Annotated in this window: 24 protein-coding genes; 20 read left to right on the top strand and 4 right to left on the bottom strand. The window is 48.6% G+C overall.

The genetic code is table 11. The features are described from left to right. Nucleotides 1–65: 65 nt before the first annotated feature. The 5 genes from ACO53F_RS07645 (at nucleotide 66) to ACO53F_RS07665 (ending at nucleotide 8,067) form a co-directional block, all read left to right on the top strand. Complete coding sequence (locus ACO53F_RS07645) at nucleotides 66–2,432, top strand: G5 domain-containing protein (RefSeq protein WP_485137954.1); 2,367 nt, start codon at nucleotides 66–68, stop codon at nucleotides 2,430–2,432. Nucleotides 2,433–2,770: 338 nt separating this feature from the next. Next, on the top strand, nucleotides 2,771–5,509 hold the full coding sequence (locus ACO53F_RS07650; protein ID WP_485137955.1) for a G5 domain-containing protein: 2,739 nt from the start codon (nucleotides 2,771–2,773) through the stop codon (nucleotides 5,507–5,509). A 186-nt stretch (nucleotides 5,510–5,695) separates the two neighbouring features. Further along, nucleotides 5,696–6,376, top strand: a complete 681-nt coding sequence (locus tag ACO53F_RS07655; RefSeq protein WP_485137956.1) for a hypothetical protein — start codon at nucleotides 5,696–5,698, stop codon at nucleotides 6,374–6,376. A gap of 105 nt (nucleotides 6,377–6,481) precedes the next feature. Beyond that, nucleotides 6,482–7,222, top strand: coding sequence for a TraX family protein (locus ACO53F_RS07660; RefSeq protein ID WP_485137957.1), 741 nt, complete (start codon nucleotides 6,482–6,484; stop codon nucleotides 7,220–7,222). A gap of 101 nt (nucleotides 7,223–7,323) precedes the next feature. Then, nucleotides 7,324–8,067 (top strand): hypothetical protein, encoded by a 744-nt coding sequence (locus ACO53F_RS07665; protein WP_485137958.1) that lies wholly within the window; start codon nucleotides 7,324–7,326, stop codon nucleotides 8,065–8,067. A gap of 97 nt (nucleotides 8,068–8,164) precedes the next feature. Here the strand turns inward: ACO53F_RS07665 and ACO53F_RS07670 are convergent, their stop codons facing one another. Then, the gene (locus ACO53F_RS07670) at nucleotides 8,165–8,695 is read right to left on the bottom strand and encodes a GNAT family N-acetyltransferase (RefSeq protein WP_485137959.1); all 531 of its coding nucleotides are present in this window, start codon (nucleotides 8,693–8,695) and stop codon (nucleotides 8,165–8,167) included. A 287-nt stretch (nucleotides 8,696–8,982) separates the two neighbouring features. Between ACO53F_RS07670 and ACO53F_RS07675 the strand changes: the two genes are divergently transcribed. The 5 genes from ACO53F_RS07675 (at nucleotide 8,983) to ACO53F_RS07695 (ending at nucleotide 13,250) form a co-directional block, all read left to right on the top strand. After that, the gene (locus ACO53F_RS07675) at nucleotides 8,983–9,714 is read left to right on the top strand and encodes a cyclase family protein (protein WP_485137960.1); all 732 of its coding nucleotides are present in this window, start codon (nucleotides 8,983–8,985) and stop codon (nucleotides 9,712–9,714) included. Nucleotides 9,715–9,843: 129 nt separating this feature from the next. Then, nucleotides 9,844–10,314 (top strand): putative immunity protein, encoded by a 471-nt coding sequence (locus ACO53F_RS07680; protein ID WP_485137961.1) that lies wholly within the window; start codon nucleotides 9,844–9,846, stop codon nucleotides 10,312–10,314. Nucleotides 10,315–10,536: 222 nt separating this feature from the next. Further along, on the top strand, nucleotides 10,537–11,340 hold the full coding sequence (locus tag ACO53F_RS07685) for an aldo/keto reductase (protein ID WP_485137962.1): 804 nt from the start codon (nucleotides 10,537–10,539) through the stop codon (nucleotides 11,338–11,340). Nucleotides 11,341–11,513: 173 nt separating this feature from the next. Continuing rightward, nucleotides 11,514–12,569 (top strand): threonine aldolase family protein, encoded by a 1,056-nt coding sequence (locus ACO53F_RS07690; RefSeq protein ID WP_485137963.1) that lies wholly within the window; start codon nucleotides 11,514–11,516, stop codon nucleotides 12,567–12,569. A 60-nt stretch (nucleotides 12,570–12,629) separates the two neighbouring features. Continuing rightward, nucleotides 12,630–13,250: a DNA alkylation repair protein gene (locus ACO53F_RS07695; RefSeq protein ID WP_485137964.1), complete on the top strand. Its 621-nt coding sequence runs from the start codon at nucleotides 12,630–12,632 to the stop codon at nucleotides 13,248–13,250. 32 nt (nucleotides 13,251–13,282) lie between these two features. Here the strand turns inward: ACO53F_RS07695 and ACO53F_RS07700 are convergent, their stop codons facing one another. Next, nucleotides 13,283–13,618, bottom strand: coding sequence for a thioredoxin family protein (locus ACO53F_RS07700; RefSeq protein WP_485137965.1), 336 nt, complete (start codon nucleotides 13,616–13,618; stop codon nucleotides 13,283–13,285). Between the two features lie 92 nt (nucleotides 13,619–13,710). Here ACO53F_RS07700 and ACO53F_RS07705 point away from each other — a divergent pair, with 92 nt between their 5' ends. The 7 genes from ACO53F_RS07705 to ACO53F_RS07735 all read left to right on the top strand — a co-directional run bounded on the left by ACO53F_RS07705 (nucleotide 13,711) and on the right by ACO53F_RS07735 (nucleotide 18,304). After that, nucleotides 13,711–14,052, top strand: a complete 342-nt coding sequence (locus ACO53F_RS07705; RefSeq protein WP_023392278.1) for a MazG nucleotide pyrophosphohydrolase domain-containing protein — start codon at nucleotides 13,711–13,713, stop codon at nucleotides 14,050–14,052. Continuing rightward, on the top strand, nucleotides 14,049–14,336 hold the full coding sequence (locus tag ACO53F_RS07710; RefSeq protein WP_485135837.1) for a DUF1294 domain-containing protein: 288 nt from the start codon (nucleotides 14,049–14,051) through the stop codon (nucleotides 14,334–14,336). The genes ACO53F_RS07705 and ACO53F_RS07710 overlap by 4 nt, the downstream gene beginning before the upstream one ends. 186 nt (nucleotides 14,337–14,522) lie before the next feature. Then, complete coding sequence (locus tag ACO53F_RS07715) at nucleotides 14,523–15,596, top strand: iron-containing alcohol dehydrogenase family protein (RefSeq protein WP_485137966.1); 1,074 nt, start codon at nucleotides 14,523–14,525, stop codon at nucleotides 15,594–15,596. Nucleotides 15,597–15,762: 166 nt separating this feature from the next. Continuing rightward, nucleotides 15,763–16,431 carry a YutD family protein gene (locus ACO53F_RS07720; protein WP_303885937.1) on the top strand — a complete coding sequence of 223 codons (669 nt, stop codon included), beginning with the start codon at nucleotides 15,763–15,765 and terminating at the stop codon, nucleotides 16,429–16,431. 9 nt (nucleotides 16,432–16,440) lie between these two features. Further along, nucleotides 16,441–17,211 carry a TIGR01457 family HAD-type hydrolase gene (locus ACO53F_RS07725; RefSeq protein ID WP_485137967.1) on the top strand — a complete coding sequence of 257 codons (771 nt, stop codon included), beginning with the start codon at nucleotides 16,441–16,443 and terminating at the stop codon, nucleotides 17,209–17,211. Between the two features lie 2 nt (nucleotides 17,212–17,213). Then, nucleotides 17,214–17,834: a TIGR01906 family membrane protein gene (locus tag ACO53F_RS07730; RefSeq protein ID WP_485137968.1), complete on the top strand. Its 621-nt coding sequence runs from the start codon at nucleotides 17,214–17,216 to the stop codon at nucleotides 17,832–17,834. A 59-nt stretch (nucleotides 17,835–17,893) separates the two neighbouring features. Continuing rightward, a complete protein-coding gene (locus ACO53F_RS07735; RefSeq protein WP_070755835.1) occupies nucleotides 17,894–18,304 on the top strand; it encodes an Ohr family peroxiredoxin in 411 nt (136 codons plus the stop codon). Between the two features lie 33 nt (nucleotides 18,305–18,337). Here ACO53F_RS07735 and ACO53F_RS07740 read toward each other — a convergent pair whose 3' ends face one another. Beyond that, the gene (locus ACO53F_RS07740) at nucleotides 18,338–19,342 is read right to left on the bottom strand and encodes an NAD(P)/FAD-dependent oxidoreductase (protein ID WP_485137969.1); all 1,005 of its coding nucleotides are present in this window, start codon (nucleotides 19,340–19,342) and stop codon (nucleotides 18,338–18,340) included. Between the two features lie 76 nt (nucleotides 19,343–19,418). After that, entirely contained in the window at nucleotides 19,419–19,907 is a 489-nt protein-coding gene (locus tag ACO53F_RS07745; protein ID WP_023392270.1) for a divergent PAP2 family protein, read from the bottom strand. 189 nt (nucleotides 19,908–20,096) lie between these two features. Here ACO53F_RS07745 and ACO53F_RS07750 point away from each other — a divergent pair, with 189 nt between their 5' ends. Genes ACO53F_RS07750 through ACO53F_RS07760 form a run of 3 tightly spaced genes read left to right on the top strand, consistent with a single transcriptional unit; the run spans nucleotide 20,097 to nucleotide 22,483 of the window. Beyond that, nucleotides 20,097–20,681 carry a peptidylprolyl isomerase gene (locus ACO53F_RS07750; protein WP_485137970.1) on the top strand — a complete coding sequence of 195 codons (585 nt, stop codon included), beginning with the start codon at nucleotides 20,097–20,099 and terminating at the stop codon, nucleotides 20,679–20,681. 19 nt (nucleotides 20,682–20,700) lie between these two features. Beyond that, nucleotides 20,701–21,102 carry a CvfD/Ygs/GSP13 family RNA-binding post-transcriptional regulator gene (locus ACO53F_RS07755; RefSeq protein ID WP_023392268.1) on the top strand — a complete coding sequence of 134 codons (402 nt, stop codon included), beginning with the start codon at nucleotides 20,701–20,703 and terminating at the stop codon, nucleotides 21,100–21,102. 37 nt (nucleotides 21,103–21,139) lie between these two features. Continuing rightward, nucleotides 21,140–22,483 (top strand): glucose-6-phosphate isomerase, encoded by a 1,344-nt coding sequence (locus ACO53F_RS07760; protein WP_298077485.1) that lies wholly within the window; start codon nucleotides 21,140–21,142, stop codon nucleotides 22,481–22,483. Nucleotides 22,484–23,012: the final 529 nt, after the last annotated feature.

Raw genomic sequence — 23,012 nt, forward strand, 5'->3', positions numbered from 1 at the left:
AATGTGCTTGTGATTTTATCTGAAGCGCCAATCAAGAAGGGAAAATAGGAGGAAAGAAACGATTTATGTTCAAACGAGATCAACAAAATCGGTCCAAGGCTAAACGGCTTAGCCTAGCGCATCGTCTTGTACTCGTGACGCTCTTGCTGACAAGCGTGCTACCATCTCCAGCAGTCCTTGCGGAGGATAGTCCAGCAATTAATGAAGCGGTGACGAGTGTCGAGCGAGACAATCAAACATCGGAAGAATCAGCTCAGTCTGAATCTTCAGCTTTACCAAACACACCAACGGGTAACCTATTGGATGATGACGAAGACGACGGTAATCTTGCCAATGGCTTAACGAGCGAAGCATCTGAGCATTCAGATGATTTACCACAGACGCTAGAACCTAAAATCGACTATGATATTAAGGAACGCGCGCACTACCAATATGTTGCCGATCCAGACATGGATGCGGGAGCAGAAGAAGTTGTTGAAGAGGCAGTCCATGCGGGTCGTAAGACTACCACGACCTATAAGAAGGTCACGACACCGGATGTCGATTTAGGCCCAGGTGTGGAGGAAGCCTTAAAATCAGATAAATATATGTACTCTGATGAGAAAATCTACTCAGTAGACTACTCTCAAAAAACACCAAGTGAACAGATTGTAATCGACAAGCTCTTCGTATCAGTGCCTGCCACTCAAAAATTAGGGCCAAGCACTGGTGTCAGAGAATTGGCGCAGTCCGATGCAACCTTAATTAAGCCGACAGAGGGTACCTATAAGGGCTACACCCTAACGACTGACATGTTGGATCCAAATAATCCAGCTATAAGAACCATTAAGTATCGAGCAAGAGTCATGGGGACTGATAAATGGGAAGAGGTTGATTTCAGCCGTGACGAAGACCTATACAAGGAAATGTTGGAGAAGAGCTACAACTATCTTATTGAAGTTGCCAGTGGGGGGCATATTGAACGCCTCATTCCTCTAAGAGAGAACAACTTGGTAACGCAAGAGGATGCGGTTCGTCGCTACTTTGCTAAAAACACCATGTCAGATGCCCTCTATGCTGATGTTAAAGCCAACTATCAACGTTTGCAATTAGCTGCAGGGAAGTTGGAAGCCATGGGTAAATTTGATAGCGTACAAAAATGGATGGAGGCCTGGTCTAATATTACCTACTCCTTATTAAGTCAACGCTATAATTATGCCAACGGCAAGGATAACTTGAACGTTTACTATAATGGGGAAATTCCTCAAGATGTACGTGATAGCTTTGAGAACGCAATTAGCTATATTCCTTTTGAATATCGTAAGAATTTGCTTTATTTGAACGTAACAGACCAATTATGGGAAACTGACGACCAAGCGCAAATAGGTGCGACCTACGGTCCGACTGGTAACATCAATATTCTCTATCAGGCGTCCCGTGATGGCAAACCAATTTCTAGCCCTGTATTGAATATGTTGCGTACACTGCTCCATGAAATGGGCCATGTAGTCGACCATAATGCGGGAATTTTCGGTGTTTACGAATTTGAAAAAGCAGCGCCTTACTTTTTTGCACGTACCAATGTTCAAGGATTTAGACACTCGCAGGAATTCGAGGCGGTTTTTAACGAATATGTTAAGGGCAAAGGGCCATATGAAGAGTATTACACTAGTAGCGCGAAAGAAGCCTTTGCAGAGTTTCTAGGGCAATACGTGGCTAAGAAAGTCTTTAATTGGCAATATCTGCGCTATAAAATGGTTGATGGTCAGTTGACCTATGATCCAAATGGCTATAGCCCAATGGACAAGTTAGAACCTTATTTTGCTAACCTCTACCATCAATTGTTCGAGCCAGCTGTTCGTTCCAAGATTGTAGTAGATACCATCACCACGGAAGAGAAAGAACTTAAGCACGGCCTAATCAAGGTTGGGGTTCGTCCTGATGAGGAATTCGAAGACTTAGAATATGAGACAGAAGAACGCTTGGATAACACCTTAGAACAAGGCCAACGTCAAGTCTTGCAGGAAGGTGTTAAGGGTCAAGTCCGTAAGCTGACAACTTACAAACTTGTCAATACGGAGACAGGCGAAATGACTAACAAGGTGACCAGAACTGTTGTCAAGCCAATGGTTAAGGAAATCATTCTGGTAGGGACTAAGCCACCATTCTCAGAAGCCAAAGGCGACCAATTCAATAATGGGGCAGCAGCAGTAGCGTCTGAGTTACCAGAACTATCTATCTCGGAAGAAGCTTCAAGCAGCCAAGTTTCCTCTGAATCCTCTTCAAGCGCATCGCAAGAGAAGCCGGCTGAGAAACCTGCCGAGAAGCCAGCTCAGAAACCAGCTAAAAAATCAGAATTTAGCAATGTCATTTCAAATGCAACCAACTGGTTGGTGACAGGTTTCTTCGCGGTAGTTTCTTGGGTGACTTCGGTCTTTAAGAAATTTTTCTAATCTAGTCCTTTACTCTCCCTAATTGGAGAGTCACCCTTAAATTGACTAGTCTTAGGACTTAGTTCTGTCGTTGACAGGACTAGGTCCTTTTCTTATTGTGGCGCGATTTCTAAGGGGCAAGGCCATAAAATGTTCTAAAAAAATTCACATCTTATATTGTGACCTTCTAAGCTCCTGTGGTAAACTAGAAGTTGGGTCTTTAGATAGAATGTTATTTGCAGACTAAATTAGGATGCGATTTTATGTGCATGTGACACTTTATGTTAAGGATTCGACAAAAAACGGAAACAGGAGGGAACAATCGATACATGTTTATAACAAACAAGAAGGATCGATCGATGGCTAAGCGACTTGGCATCATACATCGACTTGTGATTGTAGCACTCTTGCTGGGTAGTGTGCTACCATCCCCGGCAGTGTTTGCGAATGAAGACCCAGCGGTTCTTCAGGCAAGTCATGAAGTTGCCAGTGTAGAGCACCGTCAAGAAGCACCTGTAGCTGATGAGGCAGCTACGCGTCTTGAATCCGGTAATCCGCTAGCAAGTCAGGTGCCTGCGATATCTGCATCAGCAGAATCATCACAAGCAGCGCCTTCAAGTGCAGCGCAGACTTCTCCTGCTGTGGGTAACCTAGCGGAAGAAGCAGCCGGCGACTATGGCGGGGGTAACCTTGCTGAAGACGACCAGCCAGCTGAGTCATCTGAACATACAGGACCTAATCTTAGGGCTCCTGATCCCAAAGTCGAGCATGAAATCACGGAGTCGGCCAGCATCGAATATATTGCTGACTCAGAGATGGATGCAGGCTTAGAGGATGTAGTTGAAAAGCCAGTTGATGGTGGCGTCACAACCACGACTACTTACAAGGTAGTAAAAGCACCGGCCGTTGATTTAGGGCCAGGCGTGGAAGACGCTTTGCGGTCAGACAAATATATGTACACTGATGAGAAACTTTATTCTGTGGACAGCTCTCAGGCGCTGCCAAGTGATAAGATTGTCATCAACAAACTCTTCGTACCAGTGCCAAGCACACAGCATCTTGATCAAGGCACCGGCGTGAGAGAGTTAGTACAGTCTGATGCAACCTTGCTTAAGCCAACGGATGGTGTCTATCAGGGTTATACACTAACGACTGAAATGTTAGACCCTAATAACCCTAATATTCGTAGCATCCGATACCAGGCGCGAGCAATGGGGACCAGCAATTGGGAAGATATTGACTTTAGCCGTGATGAAGACCTCTATAAGGTCATGTTAGAGAAAACCTTCGCTTACTTAATCGAAGTATCCAGTGGGCGTCATGTCGAACGCTTGATTCCTTTGGATAAGCAGAATTTGATTACACAGAAGGATGCAGTTCGACGCTACCATGCTAAGAACACTATGACCGATGCGCTCTATGCGGACGTTAAGGCCAACTATCAGCGTTTAGAATTAGCGGCTGAGCATCTTAAGGCCTTAGGCAAGTTGGACGAGCGCCAACAAGGCATGATTGACTGGGCTAAGATTGCTTATACAGGTATGACTCAACGTTATAACTACCTCAACGGTAGCGACAACCTCAACGTACATTATGAGGGAGACATTCCTCAGAGTGTCCGGGATGAGTTTGAGGCAACCATTAAGAAAATTCCATTTGAATATCGGAAGAACTTAGTCTACTTACGCGTGTCAGATAAGAAATTGCCAAGTGCGGCTAAGACCAATGATGCCATTGGTTTGGCCTATTATGCGACCGGCAATATTGATCTCTTGTACTACACGTCAAGTTATGGCTACCCAGTGGATCAACCAGCCACAGCCATGATTGCCACATTACTGCATGAAATCGCCCATATCATCGACGCTAACGCCGGGATTTTCGGGGCGGTGGAATATGCTTATCCTGCGACTTACCGCGATTCTCGTAGTAATGTCTTAGGGTTTAGAAATACCCAGGAATTTGAAGGAGTCTTCAATTCAGCCTTCAAAGACAAGCCAGACTACAGCGAATACTACACCAAGAATATTGAGGAAGCCTTCGCTGAGTTCATGGGTCGCTATGCGGCTAAGAAGATATTTAATTGGGAATATCCTCGCTATAAGACCGTCAATGGCTCCCTAGTCTGGGATGCGCAGGGCTTCACCCCAATGGATCAAGCGGAACCTTATTTCGCTAGACTCTATGAGGAATTATTTGAGCAACCTGTGATTTCAAAAGTGGTGGTAGATACTGTCACTAAGGTAGCGACCCAAGTCCAAAATGGCTTAATTAAGGTTGGGACGCGTCCTGATAAGGAATATGTAGATGTTCCTTACGAAACTGAGGAGCAGAAGGATGACACCCTAGAAACGGGCAAACGTGAAGTCTTGCAAGCCGGTGTCAACGGTCAAATCCTCAAGCTGACTACTTATGCCCTCGCCAACAAGACGACCGGCGAATTAATCAGCAACACAACTGAATCTGTGGTCAAAGCCATGGTCAAAGAAATCATCCGCGTAGGTACCAAAGTGGGTGGCAATGAGACCCCAACTGACCCAGAATCAAGTTCTTCTCAAGAATCTTCAAGTGAATCGAGTGAAGCTTCAAGCATGAGTGAATCGACAAGTTCGGAGTCCGAATCCTCATCACAAGAAGTCTCTAGCTCTTCACAAGAAGCTTCTTCGAGTGAAGCTAGTCAAGCGTCCAGCATGAGCGAGTCGACAAGTTCGGAGTCCGAATCCTCATCAGTGGCATCTTCTAGCCAGTCACAAGCCAGCGAATCTGAGTCAGCATCTAGCATGAGTGAATCGACAAGTTCGGAGTCCGAGTCCTCATCATTCTTCTCAGAATCCAAAGGCGACCAATTCAATAGCGGGCAAGCTGATATTCAGTCTGAATTACCAGAACTGATCATCTCAGAAGACCCTGCTAGCGGCCAACTACCAGCAGAAGAATCCGCACTTACTTTGGAAGCTAAGCCAGCCAAAGGCCCAGCGGACAACGAGCAACTACCAAACACTGGGGCAACGAGTGATGCTGCCTTATTTGCGGTAGGTCTCGTCGCTATGCTTGGTGGGATGAGCTTAATCTTGATCAAGAAAAAAGAAAATGCCTAATCTATTAGCGCTCTCCTCTAACGGTTAGCTAGGAGCAACGCAATAGACAGACATATGGCACCCCCTGACGAGGGGGTGTTTTTTTATTGGGATCAGCCGTTTCCTCAGGCCTAAGGTCTTGTTTTTGATGACCAATCTGGCTAGAATAGAGAGGAAGAAAAGCCCAGGAAGCGGAGGAATTATGGAATGTGGATCCCCTATAGAAAACTAGTCTTTTATGGTGCCTATCTGCGTCAAAGCCAGAAGGAAGCAGCCCGTCGCTTGCTAGCTGAATATGACCTCGCAAGTGGCCAGTTGCTATGGAAAGAGGAAAGTCCCACTGACCTAAGCCGGCGTGTGGCCTGGACCCTGTGGTCCCTAGGCTTGGTCATCTTACCCTTGCTAGCCGGGCGCCTCATTCGCTGGTTAGGTTATGATTCGGGGCGTCAGCCGCACTACCCGGATCGTTATCTAGGTAGCCTGGGGGCAGTGGCCTTGCCTCTGATCTTGGGGCTCTTGTTAGCACTAGTATATGAAGTCGTGTCAAGTCATCTCAGAAGCCAAGTCCAGTCAGTGCCAGTGCCAGACCAGGCCACTCAGCGTGCCATCTTAAGCGATTTTCGTGATCAGACCTTGCGTTTTAATGGGGCTTTACCGGGACGCCAGCGGCCCTATCTGGTCAATGGGCTCTTGTTGTTAGGCTATCTCTTTGGCCTGGTGCCCCTAGTGTGGGGGCTCTACTGGCAACCTGTCCTAGTCTCGTCCTTTGTAGCTCGTCTGGGAATTCTAGCCTTTCTCCTATCCTTGTTGCCAAGCTTTATCTTGACTCTCGTGCTTAAGTCCTGGGTTATCCAGCGTCTCTTGCGGAATTTAGATCAACAAGGCTAAACTTTCAATAATGTAAGATAACCCGGCTAACTGTAAGCTCAGCTTATGGTTGGCCGGGCTTTTTGGGTCTAAACTTAAGCTAAGAAAACTTAAAGGAGCATTCCTATGAAGAAATTAAATGCAACTCAAATCAAATACTTGTTGGCAGCCCTTATGGTTTTAGACCATCTGCCCCATGTGCCCGGTCTGGTGCCACCACTCTGGGAGGGCATCTTTCATGCGATGACGCGCTGTGTGGCCGCGGGCTTTGCTTATTTGGCGGTAGAGGGTTTCCTACATACCCGCAACCTGCGTCGCTATCAAGTCCGACTCTGGGGTGCTGCTACCATCATGGCGGCCGGCAACTGGTTGCTTAATGGCCTCTTGGCTGAGCGCGGTGTCCATATCAGCAATAATATCTTCCTGACCCTAGCCCTAGGAGTGAGCATGCTGGCATTGGCCTTCCCACGCCAAAGTCTGACGCCACAAGCCAAACGCCTCCGTTGGGCAGGTGCCGGCTTGCTCTTCTTAGTCGGACTCTTGCTGACAGAAGGTGGCATGGTGGTGCTACCCTTTATCTTGATTACTTACTGCTGCCGTCAGCGCAATGGCCTTGGGACAGTGCTTTATCTGGTGCTAGCCTTGATTCTCTTTGCTCTTTCTTACTCCACCTACGGCAGCTGGCAGGAGACCCTCACCATGTTGCTCTATAACTCTGATTGGCTCTTCATTAGTGTCTTGCCAGTCTTAGCCCTCTACAATGGCCAAAGAGGTAAGCAGTCAGCCTTCAACCGCTACTTCTTCTATGTCTTCTATCCGCTCCATCTCTGGCTTTTGGCCTTGGTGGCGGCAGGTCTGGCTAAATAGGCCTTTCCTTGCCTGACGAGCTCAAATAGGTTACACTAGGGCTAGGTACTCCAGTAACCAAGGTGACTCCCCTCTGCATCGGTCACCCAAGGAGGTAAAGTATGAAAAAATTACATCTAGTCTTAGCCAGTCTAGCGACCGCCACTAGCTTCTTACTAGCTCCTCAAGTAGCCTGGGCTAACCAATCAGACGATAGCCAAGAGTCCAGTTCAGCAGTCTCAGAGTCTAGCAAGGAGTTAGAAAACAAGGAGCAAGAAGAGGCCTTTTTCAAGACCCTCTTGAAGGTGGAGCCAACTGCTATTGACAAGGGCCAAGATAAGATTTTCGAATCATCCAAGAACTGGATGTATGAGGCCGTGGATGGCAAGGAGCCCCCTAAGCCAACCGAACGTCCTTACAAGATACCTGAGGACTGGAAATTGCATCCGTCCTTGACCAAGGATGACCGTCGGGATGTGGGTTATCGCATCATGACGCCTGGCATGAAGGGTTATGTCAATCTCTATACCTTAGAGGCCTATGCGACTTCGCCCCTCAAAGGTGGCAAGTTGATTACCGATAAGGAGCTGCAGGAGCGCATCGAATCGGACCGGGAAGATGCCCTCTTCCAAGATAAACTTGAGATTGACGGCAAGCAATTCTTGGCTCGCTACGAAGTGGAGCCTAACCAAGGCATGGCCTGCCTAGTCCTCTACCGCTTAGAGGATACGGGCAAACAGGATGATTCCGTCTTAGTCGGCGCCCTCTACTTCCCCTTAGAGCGAGACCAAGACCTAGAGACGGCCATCAGCCATCAAGTAGGCAATCTCAAGGGGATTTTAAGCCAATTGAGTAAAGATAAGTAAGGTGGTCCAACAACTAGTCCTATGACCATAGTGAGGTTAATGCCATTAGTCGAGGCCTATCAATTAAGACAAGAAAAAGAGGCCTAGGGCCTCTTTTTTAATGATCTAGATAGAAATAAATATCAGCTTTTCCTTCTTGAGTCGTTCCCGTGTAGACTTGAGTGTCTAAGCCACCTATCTGGAAGCCATAGGCAAGATAGAAGCGACAAGCAATTAGGTTATTATCTTGGCCAATGGTATAAATCCCGCGCGAGCCACGTTCCTTAGCGATTTGACGCCCTCGGTCCAGCAATTGGCTAGCAATTCCTTGCCCACGGTAGGCACTGGTGACCTTGAGGTCAGCTAGGTAGCTATAGGCAAAGAAGCCATCCTGGAAGATGGCCAGACCAAGGCAAGTCTCCTTGTCGAAGGCACCTAGGGCAAAGCCAGCTTGGTTGATCTGCTGGAGGTCATAAGTCTCATCCGGGAAGCGCATGAGGCTGATATCATGGTCGGCCAGTAGCCGTTCCTGGTAGGACCACACACCCTCCTTGTAAGAGGGGAGAAGTTGGCCAATAAGGGGAAAATCTTCATTGGGGAGTTGAAGAGCGATCTGGCGCTCAGGAGTAATTAAATGGATATCAATCATAGGCTGTCCTTTCTGCTGGAAGGGAATCTGTTACTTTGCCCCAGTCTAGTCTCTGCCATGAAATTTGTCAAGGTCTAGCCGATGAGAGGGGAAGACTCTGGCAATAGATAGGAGGCGTGGATTAGTCGGACGTGGGCTCAGTTTAGGGCGCAAGATATAGCTAATAGTTATATCGTGTTCTAGCAAAATAGTCTAAGGGAATAAGGCCTTCTATCTTGTTCTGCCTCACTTAACTTTGTTATACTGCCTTTACAGTAATCATTAGCTCTTAGTTAGGAGGAGACAAGATGTCAGATTTACTTTCACTCTATGAAACACTCAAGTCCAAAAAATGGGTTGACCTTAGCCATGTCATTAACGAATCTAGCCCCCACTTCCCGGCGCTACCAGCCCTAGAGAAGGAAGACCTCTTCACCCTTAAGGATGGTTTCCACGTTCAGAAAATCTCGGTGGTGGGCCAATACGGCACCCACATTGACGCTCCAATTCACTTCGTGGCAGGTGGCCGCTGGCTGGATCAGATTGAGCTCAAGGATCTGCTCTTACCTCTTTATGTTATTGACAAGTCGGCTCAAGTGGCGGAGAACCCTAACTACATTTTGACCAAGCAAGACATCCTGGATTTCGAAGCAGAACATGGTCAAATTCGCCCAGAAAGTTTTGTAGCTTTCCGGAGCGACTGGTCTAAGCGTTGGCCAAGTCAAGAGGCTATGCGCAACTTAGATGCAGCCGGTGTTCAGCAGAGTCCAGGTTGGAGTCGCGAGGCCTTGGAATTTCTGATTAAGGAACGCCAAGTCAAAGCAGTCGGCCATGAGACCTTTGACACCGATGCGGGTATTCCAGCAGCGGAGTACGGCTTAGTTAACGAATACTATCTCTTGGAGCAAGATATCTACCAAGTAGAAGTCTTGAATAATTTGGACCAAGTTCCAGCCAATGGTGCCTTGATTAGTGTCAGCTTCCCACATTGGGAGCAAGCCACTGGTTCGCCTGTGCGCGCCATTGCTATTTTACCTTAAGCCAATAAATGAGGTCGGATTCTTGAAGTCCGACCTCTTTTTTATGGGAATGTGTGGCAAATGGCTTTGTTTGACTCAGCTAGGGCTTGGTGTATACTAGGGCTAAGAAGTTTATAAGGGGGTGAGGCTATGACCAGACGGAAAATTAAGTTGCTAGACAGCGATGATTTGAGAAAGCAGCTAGATTCCTATTACCAAGCCGCTAGTCAGGAGACTTGTGCCCGCTTCGGCCGGGATTTGGTAGAGCATTTGATTGAATTGACTGGCTCTAAGGTAGGGCAGGAGCCTGATGTTGAGGCAGGCTGGGCCGTCAGCCAAGCTTGTTTGGCCGGTCAAGCCCGTATGTACGATGTCAGACAGGCTGGCTTCAAGATACACGCCATGGCCAAGCAAGCTGAAAATCCCATTGAGCAAGTCCTTTTGCGGGTCATCGGCCATGCAGTGGCGACCGCCCATATGAAGGAGCACGCCATGGTCGCCAGTGATTATGCGATTAAACTTATTAACCTAGCCTATCCAGATGACCTAGCAGCTGTCCAAAGAGAGCGCCAGTGGCAGTTGGCTTGGTGGCGAGACAAAACAGACGATGATAGAGCCTAGCTTCTGTCATCGTTTTTTATTTTCTTAGGGGCATCAACATCGCCCAACTATATCCTCACCTAGAAAGACTCTTATATAACAGATCCGGTCGGAAGAGGTTGACAGGCCGGAGAAGGGCCGGTAAAATATAATTGGAGAAAAACGCTTACACTTAACATTTCTTGATTGCTATCACTTAAGGAATAGGGAACCGTTCTAATGAGGATGAAAGAAGGGCTAATGATGCGTTACTGTCAACTTTATACAGGTCAGCAAATGCCTGTCTTAGGTATGGGCTTCTACCAGGTGCCGGTTTTGGAGACGGCTAAGGTAGCGAGCCAGGCCATTGAAATCGGCTACCGACTCTTTGATACAGCCTACTACTATGGAAATGAACAGGGAGTCGGGCAAGCCGTCAGGCAATCGGGACTTCCGCGTCAAGATTTTTTTATAACGAGCAAGGTCAATAGTTCTGGTTATTTGGCTACTAAGCAGGCCATTAAGCAAGCGCTCGATAAGATGCAGTTAGATTATCTAGATCTTATGCTCATTCATTGGATGGTACCCGATTATATGGGGACCTATCGCGCCATGGAAGAGGCAGTTTCAAAAGGCTACGTGCGTGCCATTGGGCTTTCTAATTTTGGCCGTAAGGAGATAGAGACGGTCTTATCTGCTTGTCGCGTTCGCCCGGCTGTCCTGCAGAGCGAGTGCCATCTCTTCCACCAACAAGGCGCCATGCGGGCTTACACCCAGCAAGTCGGCATTCAGTTTGAAGGCTGGGCACCCTTTGCTGAAGGCCGCCGGGAAATCTTCCAACATCCGACCCTTGCTTCCATTGCGCGCCGTTATGGTAAAAGCGTGGCTCAAGTCCTCCTAGCCTTTTTGATGCAAGAAGGCGTGATTGTCATTCCGAGAACGGTCAATCCTAGCCAAATGAAGGAGAATTTTGACAGCCTAGACTTAACCTTGAGTCCAGATGATTTAGCTATTTTACGGAGCTTTGATGAGGGCCGTAATTTAATCTGGCAGGAGAATATTGTATAAGCTCATTAGCCCTACTCCTAGGAGTAGGGCTTTACTTTTCTTGTATTAGGTCAGAATCACGAACTTTTAGCACCAACTATTTAAACTTAGTAGTGCGGTTTGCGCCCCAGAGAGAAGAGGGTATATAATAAATCCAGCAGGACAATATTGATTAAATTAGGGGATTGATTAGTATGACCGAAGACTACTTGTATTTTGGATCTGATTACTTAGAGGGAGCACATGAGCGGGTTTTGGAGCGATTGATAGAAGTCAATCGCCAGCCGGCAGCCGGTTACGGCAGTGATAGCCACAGTGAACGGGCCTATGACTTGATTCGTCAAGCCTGCGACTGCCCACATGCCACGGTTCATTTCTTTGTAGGGGGGACCCAGACTAATGCGACTGTGATTCGGGCCCTCTTACGGCCCTACCAGGGGGTCTTGGCGCCGGACACGGGCCATATTAATGTCCATGAAGCGGGCGCGATTGAACTAGGGGGTCACAAGGTTTTGTCCCTGCCTGGCCAAGATGGTAAGTTGACCGCCCAAGCGGTTGAGGAGTGGATGACTCATTTCTATGCGGATGCCAACCATGTTCATTCAGTCTATCCTGGCATGGTCTATCTGTCGCAACCAACCGAGCTAGGTACCCTCTATAGTCTGGCGGAATTGGAGGCCTTGTCAGCGGTTTGCCGTCGGCACCAGCTCCCCCTCTTTATTGATGGGGCGCGACTGGCCTATGCCCTAGGCAGTCCAAGTAACGATGTTAGCCTGGCTGATTTGGCGCGTTTGACGGATGTCTTCTATATTGGCGGGACCAAGTGTGGGGCCCTGCTAGGGGAGGCCGTGGTGATTTCCAACCCAAGTCTGCTGCCACATTTCTTTACTGTTATGAAGCAGGGGGGTGCGGTCCTAGCCAAAGGCCGCGTCCTAGGGGCCCAATTCGAGGTACTGTTCGAGGATGGCTTCTATCAGGTCATCTGCCGCCAGGCGGTGGCAGCCGCCCAGACTATTCAGGATTGTCTAGTGGCCAATGGCTACGAGCTAGTCAATCCTTCGGTGACCAACCAGGTCTTTGTCCGTCTACCTAAGGTCTTGGTGCCGATCTGGTCGGACAAGGTCCAATATGCGACCTGGGAACTGGCTGAGGATTATGTTGTGGCCCGTCTGACAACGGCTTGGTCTACACGACCAGAGCAGGTGACGGCCCTCTGTGATTTCATTGCCCAGCATCCAGTTCAAAGCTAAGTTTAGTTTGACCGCCTTGATAGGATGCGGTCTTTAGTAAAAGAGAGAAGGTGACTGTCAGTGCAAGACTATATCAAGCGCCTGGAGGCGGAGTTCTCACTGATTGAAAAAGGCTTCAAGGAAGAGGAGAAAAGAGCTCAAGCGGATTATGCCAGTCAGGATTGGGACTATATCAAGCAATTGGCTATGCAGGCCTATCGGTCAGAAACCTATCAAGTCCGTATGTATGCCGTCTTCCTCATGGGCTACCTGTCCCAGCAAGAGGACATACTGGATTATTTGAGAGAGCAGGTCTGTCTAGACCCTAACTGGCGGGTTCAGGAAGTATTAGCCAAGGCCTTGGACCATTACTGCAAGACCACAGGCTACCAAGCAGCCTTGCCGGTCATTGATGAATGGCTAGGCCATAGCCAAGCTAATACCAGACGGGCTGTAACGGAGGGGCTGAGAATTTGGACTAGCCGGCCTTACTTTAAGGACCATCCCCAGGAAGCCATTGAGCGTATCGCTGGCTTGAAGCGGGATCCCAGTGACTATGTCCGCAAGTCGGTCGGCAATGCCCTGAGGGACATTAGCCGGAAATTTCCTGATCTCATTCAAGCGGAGTTAGCAACTTGGACCTTGGACGGCAAAGGCATCCAGCAGGTTCATAAGCTAGCTAGCAAATTTCTAACAGCATAAGAAAAAGGCCATAGTCTATGGCCTTTTTGTCATTATTCGGCAGTGTCTTGACGTAGTTCCCAGTAGTGATCTAGCTTGTCTAGCAAGAGGTCCAGGCTAAAATAGCCAGCTTCTTGCAGATAGCGGCGCCCGTCAATGTAGACTTGTAAGGTGGGAGCGGACAGGATTTGTTCCTGGGCGGCTACTTGGGGCCACTGGCTTAAGTCGACATAGCGTAGGGTAGCCTGGGGATGGCTTTGAGCCCATTCATCCAGTCTCAAGGCCAAGCTAGCGCAGGGCGCGCATTGGGGTTTACCGAATTGGAGAATGAGGAGCTGAGACTGAGCCTTGAGTTGGGCCAAGTCTTCGTGGGCTTGGAGTGCTTGCATATGGGTCCTCCTTAACAGATTCTTATTTTTATGGTAGCATGGTGACTGAGACTGGGCAAGTTAGGTGCTTGCGCCTATAGGAGGAGACGGGAATGACAGATTTGAATTTGGCAGCTCTAGAGGCCTATCTAGCGGAGCATTATGGTGACTGGGGTCAGGAACAGGGCCTCTTCATTAAGCTAGTAGAGGAAATGGGTGAAATAGCCGAGCTACTCAATATTCGTGCGGGGCGCAAGCAAGGCAAGGGCCAGGATACCGACCAGGAACTGGTGACTGAGCTGGCGGATTTGATTCATTATGCGGTGGCCATTGCGGCCATCAATGGCTTGGATTTAAGCAAGGCCATCATCGAGAAGGATATTCAGGCAGCCATCAAGTACCAGCATGAGCGCAATCTGGCTGACTTCCTAGCAGAATGGAAACAGCGGCCATGATGACCTATATTTGGCTCTATCTTGTTCTGATTAATCTGCTGACGGCTGCTGTCTATATCTGGGATAAGCATCAAGCTGTGGCGCGCCGCTGGCGGGTGCCGGAAGCCCGCCTATTAGGCCTAGCTGCCATAGGCGGTGCCCTGGGCGCCCTCCTGGCCATGCAGGTTTGGCGCCACAAGACCCACAAGTGGCCTTTTGCCCTGGGGGTCCCTCTTATGTTAGTGCTTCAGGCCGTCCTTCTCATTTTCCTTGTATTTGAGTGGCTCCCTAAGTTAGGGCGTTAAGCTAGTACTAGTTAGCGTCAAGCCGATAGCTTGGCGCTTTTTTCATGAAATTTCCGATTGTTTTCAGAAAGTGATACAAATTTCTGCCGCCAGGGCCTTGTATAAGAAAAATAAGTGTGTTAGAGTATTTTCTAATAAAACTTTAATCATTCACTTAGTTATATCTAAGTGATAAGGAGGACGCTTATGGAATTTGTACAAGTCGTACGTAGTACACCCGGACAATATATCAGTGAAAAAGGAGCTTTGGCTTCTTTAGCAGGCATTTTAAAGAACTTCGAGCGTCCCTACATTATTACCGGGGAGAAATCTTACGCTGCCTTTCTTAAACATTTACCTCAACCACTAGAAGGTGTGCCAGTCTTACGTTATGACCACACAGCCAGCTATGAAGATATGGACCGCTTGGCTCAGTTAGCAGCCGATGCCGATGTGATTGTGGCTGTCGGTGGGGGCAAGCTTTGTGACACCGCCAAGGGAACGGCTGACCGCCTCCACTGTGAAGTGGTGACCGTGCCGACAATCGTGGGGACCTGTGCGCCAACCACCCCTGTTGCGGCTGTCTACCATCCTAATGGAGTCTTCAATGACGTGGCCTACTTCAAACGTACCCCTTATGCCTGCGTGGTGGACTTAGATCTCCTAGTTGAGTCGCCTAGACGCTACTTCGAAGGGGGTATCTGTGATACGGTAGCTAAGTGGTATGAGGCCGAAAGTATCACCCGTCATTTGACTGGAGCTCTAGAAGCCAATGTCGAATTAGGCTTGGCTGCTGCTAAGGTAACCAAGGACATTCTGCTCCGAGATACCCACGCTGCCCTAGCCACTCATGCCTTGGGTGTAGTGAATGACACCTTCAAGCGCGTGGTCGATACGGTCTTCAATGTGGCCGCTGCCGTGGGTTGCTTTGCCTGCGAATATGGGCGCATGTCGGGGGCCCATGCTGTCCACAACGCCCTGTCACAATTTGCTGAAACCCACACTATTGAACATGGGGTCAAGGTGGCTTATGGGTTGCTGGTAATGTTGGCGGCTATGGGCGAAGAAGGTGAGACCCAAAAACTCATCGATTACTGCAAGGACAATGGCTTCATCTACTCCTGGCAACAACTAGGGGTCCAAGAGGATATGGCGACTGCCGTAGCTAAGATGGCTGACTTCGCCGCCTCCGACAAGGAGACCTTCAAACTGGCGGTGCCTGGCGTGACACCTGAGCAAGTCCAAGCGGCTGTCTACCAAGTAGAAGCCCAAGCCAAATAATTCTAATTTCTGCTTCCTTAAGATCGGTTCGCTCATTCAGTTCGCCATAAGCTGAATGAGCGGGCTTTTTTGTCGGGTGACTTGGCTCAGAGAATTCCATAGCTTGCAGGGCCAGAATTTGCTATAATAGGAAGGAACGAGACATAGAAGTAAAGGAGCTAAAGGCATGACCCAACGCGATAATAATATATCCTATCAAATCGACTCCATCCTGACCGACGTTAGTCAGGACCAAGTCCAAGAAGACAAACAAATCCGCCAGATTAACGAAGACCACCTGCTGATTAAGGAGGAACCTTATCAATTGGTTCTCAACTACCGTGAGGGCTTCGACTTGCTAGCCTTCGAGAATCGCTACCAAGAATACTTCGAGAAGTTCGACTTCATTGTCGGGGACTGGGGCTTTGAACAGTTACGCCTACGAGGCTTCTATCAAATTGGCCAGGCCAAGGTGCCCAAGGATCAAACCATTGATTTTCTAGAAGACTATCTCAATGAATACTGTAACTTTGGCTGCCGTTACTTCGTCCTAGCCAAGGAGCGGGAAGTGGCTAAATACGCCAAACTCAAAGACAAGGCTAAGACTAAGCCGGCCCCAATCGAGAAAAAGGTAGGCGAGACCAAGCAATTAGCTAAGATTCAAGTCAAGGAAGATCCAAATCGCTTCAAGGGCAACAAGGTGGATGCGCCGGCTAAGGGCGGCAAGAAGCCTTTCAAGAAGCGCAACCGTCGCCCATCCGCTGGCGATCAAGCCGCTCCTAAGCAGGCGCCAGCCGCTGCCAAGCAACGTAAGAATAACTTTGTCATCAAGCAAAAGAACAAAACCAACCCTTAGGAGGTCCCTATGAAAGACTACGCAGGTTATTTGATTGATTTAGATGGAACCGTCTACTTCGGTGAGAATCGTATTCCGACAGCCGAAGCCTTCATTAAAAAGTTAGTGGCGCAAGACATTCCCTTCCTCTTCATTACCAATAATGCGACGCGCTCGGCTGCTCAAGTGGCCCAGGCCCTCAGCACCCAGTATGAATTGCCTGTAACTGAGAAACATGTCTATACCTCCGCCATGGCTATTATCGACTATCTGCAAGCCCACCATGAGGGGCAAACGGTCTATGTAGTGGGCGAAGCGCCCCTTAAGGAACAAGTGGCAGCAGCCGGCTTCACGCTAGTGGAAGATGAATCGGCTCAAGTGGTGGTCCAAGCCTTGGACCGTCATACCACCTATGAAGCCCTGTCCATTGCGGTCCTAGCTATCCGTAATGGTGCGGCCTTCTTAGTGACCAATACCGACAGCAATATTCCAACTGAACGGGGCATGATGCCGAGCTCAGGGGCCCTGACTTCCTTTATCCAGTATGCCAGTCAGGTAGAACCGGTCGTTATGGGCAAACCTTTCAGTCCTATTCTGGAGGGTGGTCTCCATACCCTGGGCTTGACCAAGGATCAAGTTCTCATGATTGGTGATAATTACGAGACTGACATCAAGGTGGGGATTAATGCCGGTATGGATACCTTGTTAGTCCTGACAGGCTTTACTCAAGAAGAAGATCTCAAGTCCGTGCCCGTGCAACCAACCTACGTCCGGCCAGACCTCTCCACTTGGGAGCTCTAGTCATGGAACAAATAAGGACCTGGATTCGGGCGGGAGTCACTCTCTTGACTGGCCTGGCCAATGCCGTTCTGGGCACCGTCATCTTAGCGCCTCTGCTCTATGGGGTCTATCTGCAAGTAGATTGGATTCCCCACATTGCGGGTCTGTCAAAGTCAGCAGTCTATGAGGACTTTATGCGTATTTGGACCTATCTATGGCAAGTCTGGCGGCCCAGCCTAAAACTAGCACATTTTGCCAGTTCAGCCGGGGGGCGCCAGCACTTTGCTGAGGTTCGGACGCTCATAATCGGTCTGGTCTTGCTAGCTCTCCTGCTCAATGTCCTTATCTGGCGTTGGGTCCGCCAAGGCCAATTCAACTCCTGGTCCTATTGGCAGGCGCTTAAGCAAGGCCAGTGGGGGCTAGCCCTACTAGGACTAGGGATGCTACTCTTCTTTGAACAGGCCTTTGTGGCCTTCCATCGGCTCTTCTTCGCCAATGAGCTCTGGCTCTTCAATCCAGGTCTGGACCCCGTCATCTGGATTCTGCCCCAGTCTTATTTCTTGGGACTGACAGCACTTATTCTGGTCCTCTATGGCTTGTGGTCCTGGCTTTTTGCCAAATTCTTCGCACCGCGAGCATCCTGAGCACGCTAAGCTCAGGCTTATGTTATAATGAAGGTAACCTAACTAAGGAGGAAGCAAGTATGAGCAAAAAAATTTCATTATCAACCGTCGTTAACACAGGTGGCCGTGATGGCGAGGTTAAATCCGTAACAGGGGACTTAAACCTTAAGACTAGCATGGCTAAAAAAGAAGGCTACACCAACCCTGAAGAGCTCTTCGCAGCTGGTTTATCTGCCTGCTTCAATGGGGCTTTGTCCTTCCCATTACAACGTGATGGCTTAGGCGACCGTCAACGTCAAGTGCGCGCTGAAGTAGTGCTCTTAGGCGACCTACCAGATACTAACAGCTTGCACCTAGCAGCTAAATTAATTGTATCCATTGAAGGTTTGAGCCCAGAAGAAACTTTACGCTATGTTCAAGAGACAGAAAACATCTGCCCTTACACCAAGGCAGTTAAAGGCAACATTGAAGTAGAATTAGTAGCTGAATAAGCAAAATAAAGACGAGGCCTAGGCCTCGTCTCTTTATTTATCCTCGAAAAGGGAGGAACTGTGAACATGTAGATTGTTGCGCTCTGGATAGAGGCTGGCCATGGCGTGGCTAACCGCTGTAGTGGCTTCACCAAAGCCGGTCGCAATCAGCTTGGTCTTACCTTCATATTGGGCAATATCCCCAATAGCATAGACAGCTGGCAAATTGGTTTGGTGGCAGCTGCCGGTCTCGATGGTCTGACGTTTGATGGTCAGGGGCCACTTGGCAATCTGGCCTAAGGAAGAGACGAAGCCGTAGCTAACGATGAAGTCATCGACGGCTAAGTCGACGCTTTCTTCTTGGCGTGGCACTTGCAAGGTCAGGTGGTCTAGCTGGCCGTCTTGGCCATGGAGGCCCACTGGAATATAAGGCGTCCAAATCTTGACGCTAGAAGACTCCAACAGGCTGACACTGTGTTCGTGGGCCCGGAACTGGGGTCTGCGATGGATTAGGTGGACCTGCTTAGCATAGGGTTCAAGGGCTAAGGCCCAGTCAACCGCTGAATCGCCCCCGCCACAGATGGCTACGACCCGATCTTGGAAGGCCTCAGGTTGGCGGACAAAATAATGAAGCGATTTTCCTTCAAAGTCTGGCGCCTCAGCTAGGTCTAACTTGCGTGGACGGAAGGCTCCGTTACCCACGGCGATGATGACCGCACGGCTAAAATGGCTAGCGTGCGGGGTCTGAATTTCATAGTAGGGCTTGCCATCCTCATCTTCATGCTGAATCAGTTGACGGGCTTCTTGGCCGGTACAGATGGTGGTGTCAAAGTGGTCCAGTTGTTGAATCAGAGACTGGGTGAGGTCGCCCCCCTTGATTTGGTAGTGGGCCGGGATATCGTAGATGGCCTTCTCAGGGTAGAGATGGGCTGGCTGGCCACCTAGCAGGTCCAAGCTTTCGATGATTTTAGTCTTGGCCTGGCGCATGCCAGCGTAAAAGGCAGCATAGAGGCCAACCGGCCCGCCACCGATGATGGTGATGTCGTAAATTTGTGACATAGTAGGGACTCCTTATTCAATCATAGTTTTTAAGGCAAAAGAAAAGGGCAAGTCCAGGGTCCTTGCACCAGATTTCTTAGAGACTGAGATAGATGGCCCGGCTGACGAAGGCGACTAGAACACCGACTAAGACGCCGACCACCACTTCGGTGGGGCGATGGCCCAGGTATTTTTCGATGATCATATCTTCATAGTGATCGATGTCGTGGCTTTCTTGCAGACGGCGGAAGTCAGCTTGGATCTCCGGGTCTTGCAGGCGACGCTTAGCTAAGAGGTTGAGCAGAAGACCCTGCTCACCACTCTGGCGACGCACGCCCATGGAGTCAAACATGACGATGACCCCGAAAATGGTGGCGATGGCCACCAGAGGGGATTCAAAGCCGTATTCCAGCACCAGGCTGGTAATCAGGCTGCTAACTGCGGCCGAATGGGAACTTGGCATGCCGCCAGTCGTCATGACAATATTTACTTTGACCTTATGGCGGTTAGTCAAGAGGGCAATAGGGTATTTAATAGCTTGGGTGAAGAGAATCGCGACAAGAGATGTCAGCAATATGGTATTCATAAGTGGGGGGATCCCTCCTTCTCCTTATACAGGTATCTATTAGATAATATCAAAAAATGCGACTTGAAACTAGTAGGAAGCCGTAAATTCTCAAGAAAAATCGTGAGAAGGTCGCTTTTGATTTGAATCTGACGGGATTTAGTGTATCATATAGATGATATTCAACCATTAACAATAGGAGGATGATTCATGACATATCCACAACTTGATCTGGCTCAAGCCAGCTTACATGCTTTAATTAAAACCAACCACGGCGACATCAAGGTAGCCCTCTTCCCAGAGCTAGCGCCTAAGACCGTGGCTAACTTCGTTGGTCTTGCTAAGCAAGGCTACTATGACGGCGTGATTTTCCATCGGGTCATTGAAGACTTCATGATTCAGGGAGGCGACCCAAGCGGTACCGGTATGGGCGGCGAGAGCATCTACGGCGAGAGCTTCGAAGATGAATTCTCACGTGAGCTCTACAACTTGAAGGGGGCCCTTTCCATGGCTAACGCAGGGCCTAATACCAACGGCAGCCAATTCTTCATCGTGACAGCCAGCAATGTACCAAGCACCATGTTGGGCCAAATGCAGGAACTCAGTTTCCCTGAAGAAATCGTGGCAGCCTATGCGACAGAGGGTGGGACACCTTGGTTGGACCAACGCCACACTGTCTTCGGTCATGTGGTAGAAGGCATGGATGTCGTCATTGCAATCAATAAAGTTGTTACCGGTCTCCAAGATAAACCGGTAGAACCTGTTGTGATTGAGACGATTGATGTGTTAGAATAAGCAAGGATGGTGACATCCTATGACTGAATTTAAAATAGGCGATATCGTTGAAGGCCAAATCACAGGTATCCAAAATTATGGTGTTTTCGTCGGCCTCTCGCCAACCGAACAAGGTCTGGTTCATATTTCAGAGTGCAAGCATGGCTACATGAATGAGCTCAGCAACCAGATTAAGGTAGGCGACAAGGTCAAGGTCATGGTCATTGACATTGATGAATATACCAAGAAGATTAGCCTGTCCATGCGGGTTCTGATGAAACTCAACACCCCGCCATATCCAGCCCGGACCAAGAAGCGCGCCAAGCGCCATTTGCCTGACATTGGTTTTTCCAGTGTGGCTAAGAAGTTACCGGAGTGGATTGACAGCGCCCTTCAGTCCATTGAAGAAGATCGCTTTGAAGTCAAGCAACAAATCAAATAAACTAGTCCAACACTAGCTAGACAAGAGGTAGGAAAAAATGGCACATATTAAATTTGATTACTCTACTGCCAAAAAATTCTTTGGCGAACACGAACTAACTCAACTCCAAGACTACGTGACCGTAGCTGACCGTCAATTGCGTGAGGGTACAGGGGCAGGTAGTGACTACACCGGTTGGGTAACTTGGCCTGAAGCATACGATAAGGAAGAATTTGCCCAAGTTCAAGCAGCTGCTGAGAAAATCCGTCAAGATTCTGATGTCTTAGTGGTTATCGGGATCGGGGGTTCATACCTAGGCGCTCGTGCAGCCATCGAGTTCTTGAACGATAGCTTCTATAATATGAAAGCTGGCCGTAAGGGCATGCCACAAGTAGTCTTTGCTGGTAACAGCATTTCTTCTACTTATTTACATGACTTATTAGACTTGATTGGCGACCGTGACTTCTCAATCAACGTTATTTCTAAATCAGGGACTACTACTGAACCAGCCGTTGGTTTCCGTGTCCTCAAGGAAAAATTGATTGCTAAGTATGGTAAGGAAGAAGCCATCAAACGTATCTACGCAACCACTGACGCTAAGCGTGGGGCCCTCAAGGCAGAAGCTGACCAAGAAGGTTACCAAACTTTCGTTATCCCAGATGCAATCGGCGGACGTTTCACTGTCTTAACACCAGTTGGTCTCTTGCCAATCGCGGTTGCGGGTGGCGACATCCAAGCTATGATGCAAGGGGCAGCAGCTGCTATGGCCGAATACAGCCAAGCAGATTTAGCAAGCAACCAAGCTTACCAATATGCGGCGATTCGTAACTTACTCTACCGTAAAGGTAAAGTAACCGAACTCTTGGTTAACTACGAACCAGGAATGGCCTTCTTCAACGAATGGTGGAAGCAACTCTTCGGTGAATCAGAAGGGAAAGACTTCAAGGGCATCTACCCATCAAGTGCTAACTTCTCTACTGACTTACACTCCTTGGGTCAATACATCCAAGAAGGCCGTCGCAACATCTTCGAGACGGTTGTCAAGGTTGAGACGCCTCGCCATGACGTGGTCATTCCAGAACAAGAAGTTGATACCGATGGTTTAGGTTACTTACAAGGTCAAACCGTTGACTTCGTTAACACCAAAGCCTTCCAAGGGACACTCTTGGCTCACATCGATGGCCAAGTACCTAACTTAGTCGTAAGCATCCCAGCGATGGACGCCTACAGCCTAGGTTACTTAGTATACTTCTTCGAAATCGCAGTGGCTATTTCTGGTTACCTCAATGGGGTTAACCCATTCGACCAACCAGGGGTAGAAGCCTACAAGAAGAACATGTTTGCCCTCTTAGGCAAGCCAGGTTTTGAAGACTTAGCTGCAGAATTAAACAGCCGCTTATAAGACTTTCTACTATATAATAGGCAGAATCAAGCAGGGATCCAGATGGACTTCCCTGCTTGTCTTTTTCTACCACTATATCTTGTGGCCAAAGAGGGCCCCAAAGAGCCGTAAACACAAGTTCTCAAATAGACCAAAAAAGATGAAAAAAAGTGGTTGACAGTCATAAGTGGACCATGGTATATTACTAGAGTCCTTACGACAGCGACAGCTAAAAAAGCTGCTGGCCAATTCCCAAAAAGGGCTTGACCTGAAGCGGTTGTAATGATATTATAAAGTAGGTCTGAGAGTTAGCGAACATTCACTAAAAAGTTTGATAAAAGAGCTAAAAAGTGTTTGACAAGCATAGCCGAGACTGATATGATATATGAGTTGCTACCAGCAACAAGCAACAAGCAAAAACTTCGAAAAAACTTCTGAAAAGTTGTTGACAGGAAGTGAGGCTTGTGCTAATATATAGAAGTTGTCACGTGGTGGCAACAAGCACATTGAAAACTAAACAAAGACACACCAAGAATGTGAGGGTCATCGA

The sequence above is a fragment of the Abiotrophia sp. genome (assembly GCF_057275535.1).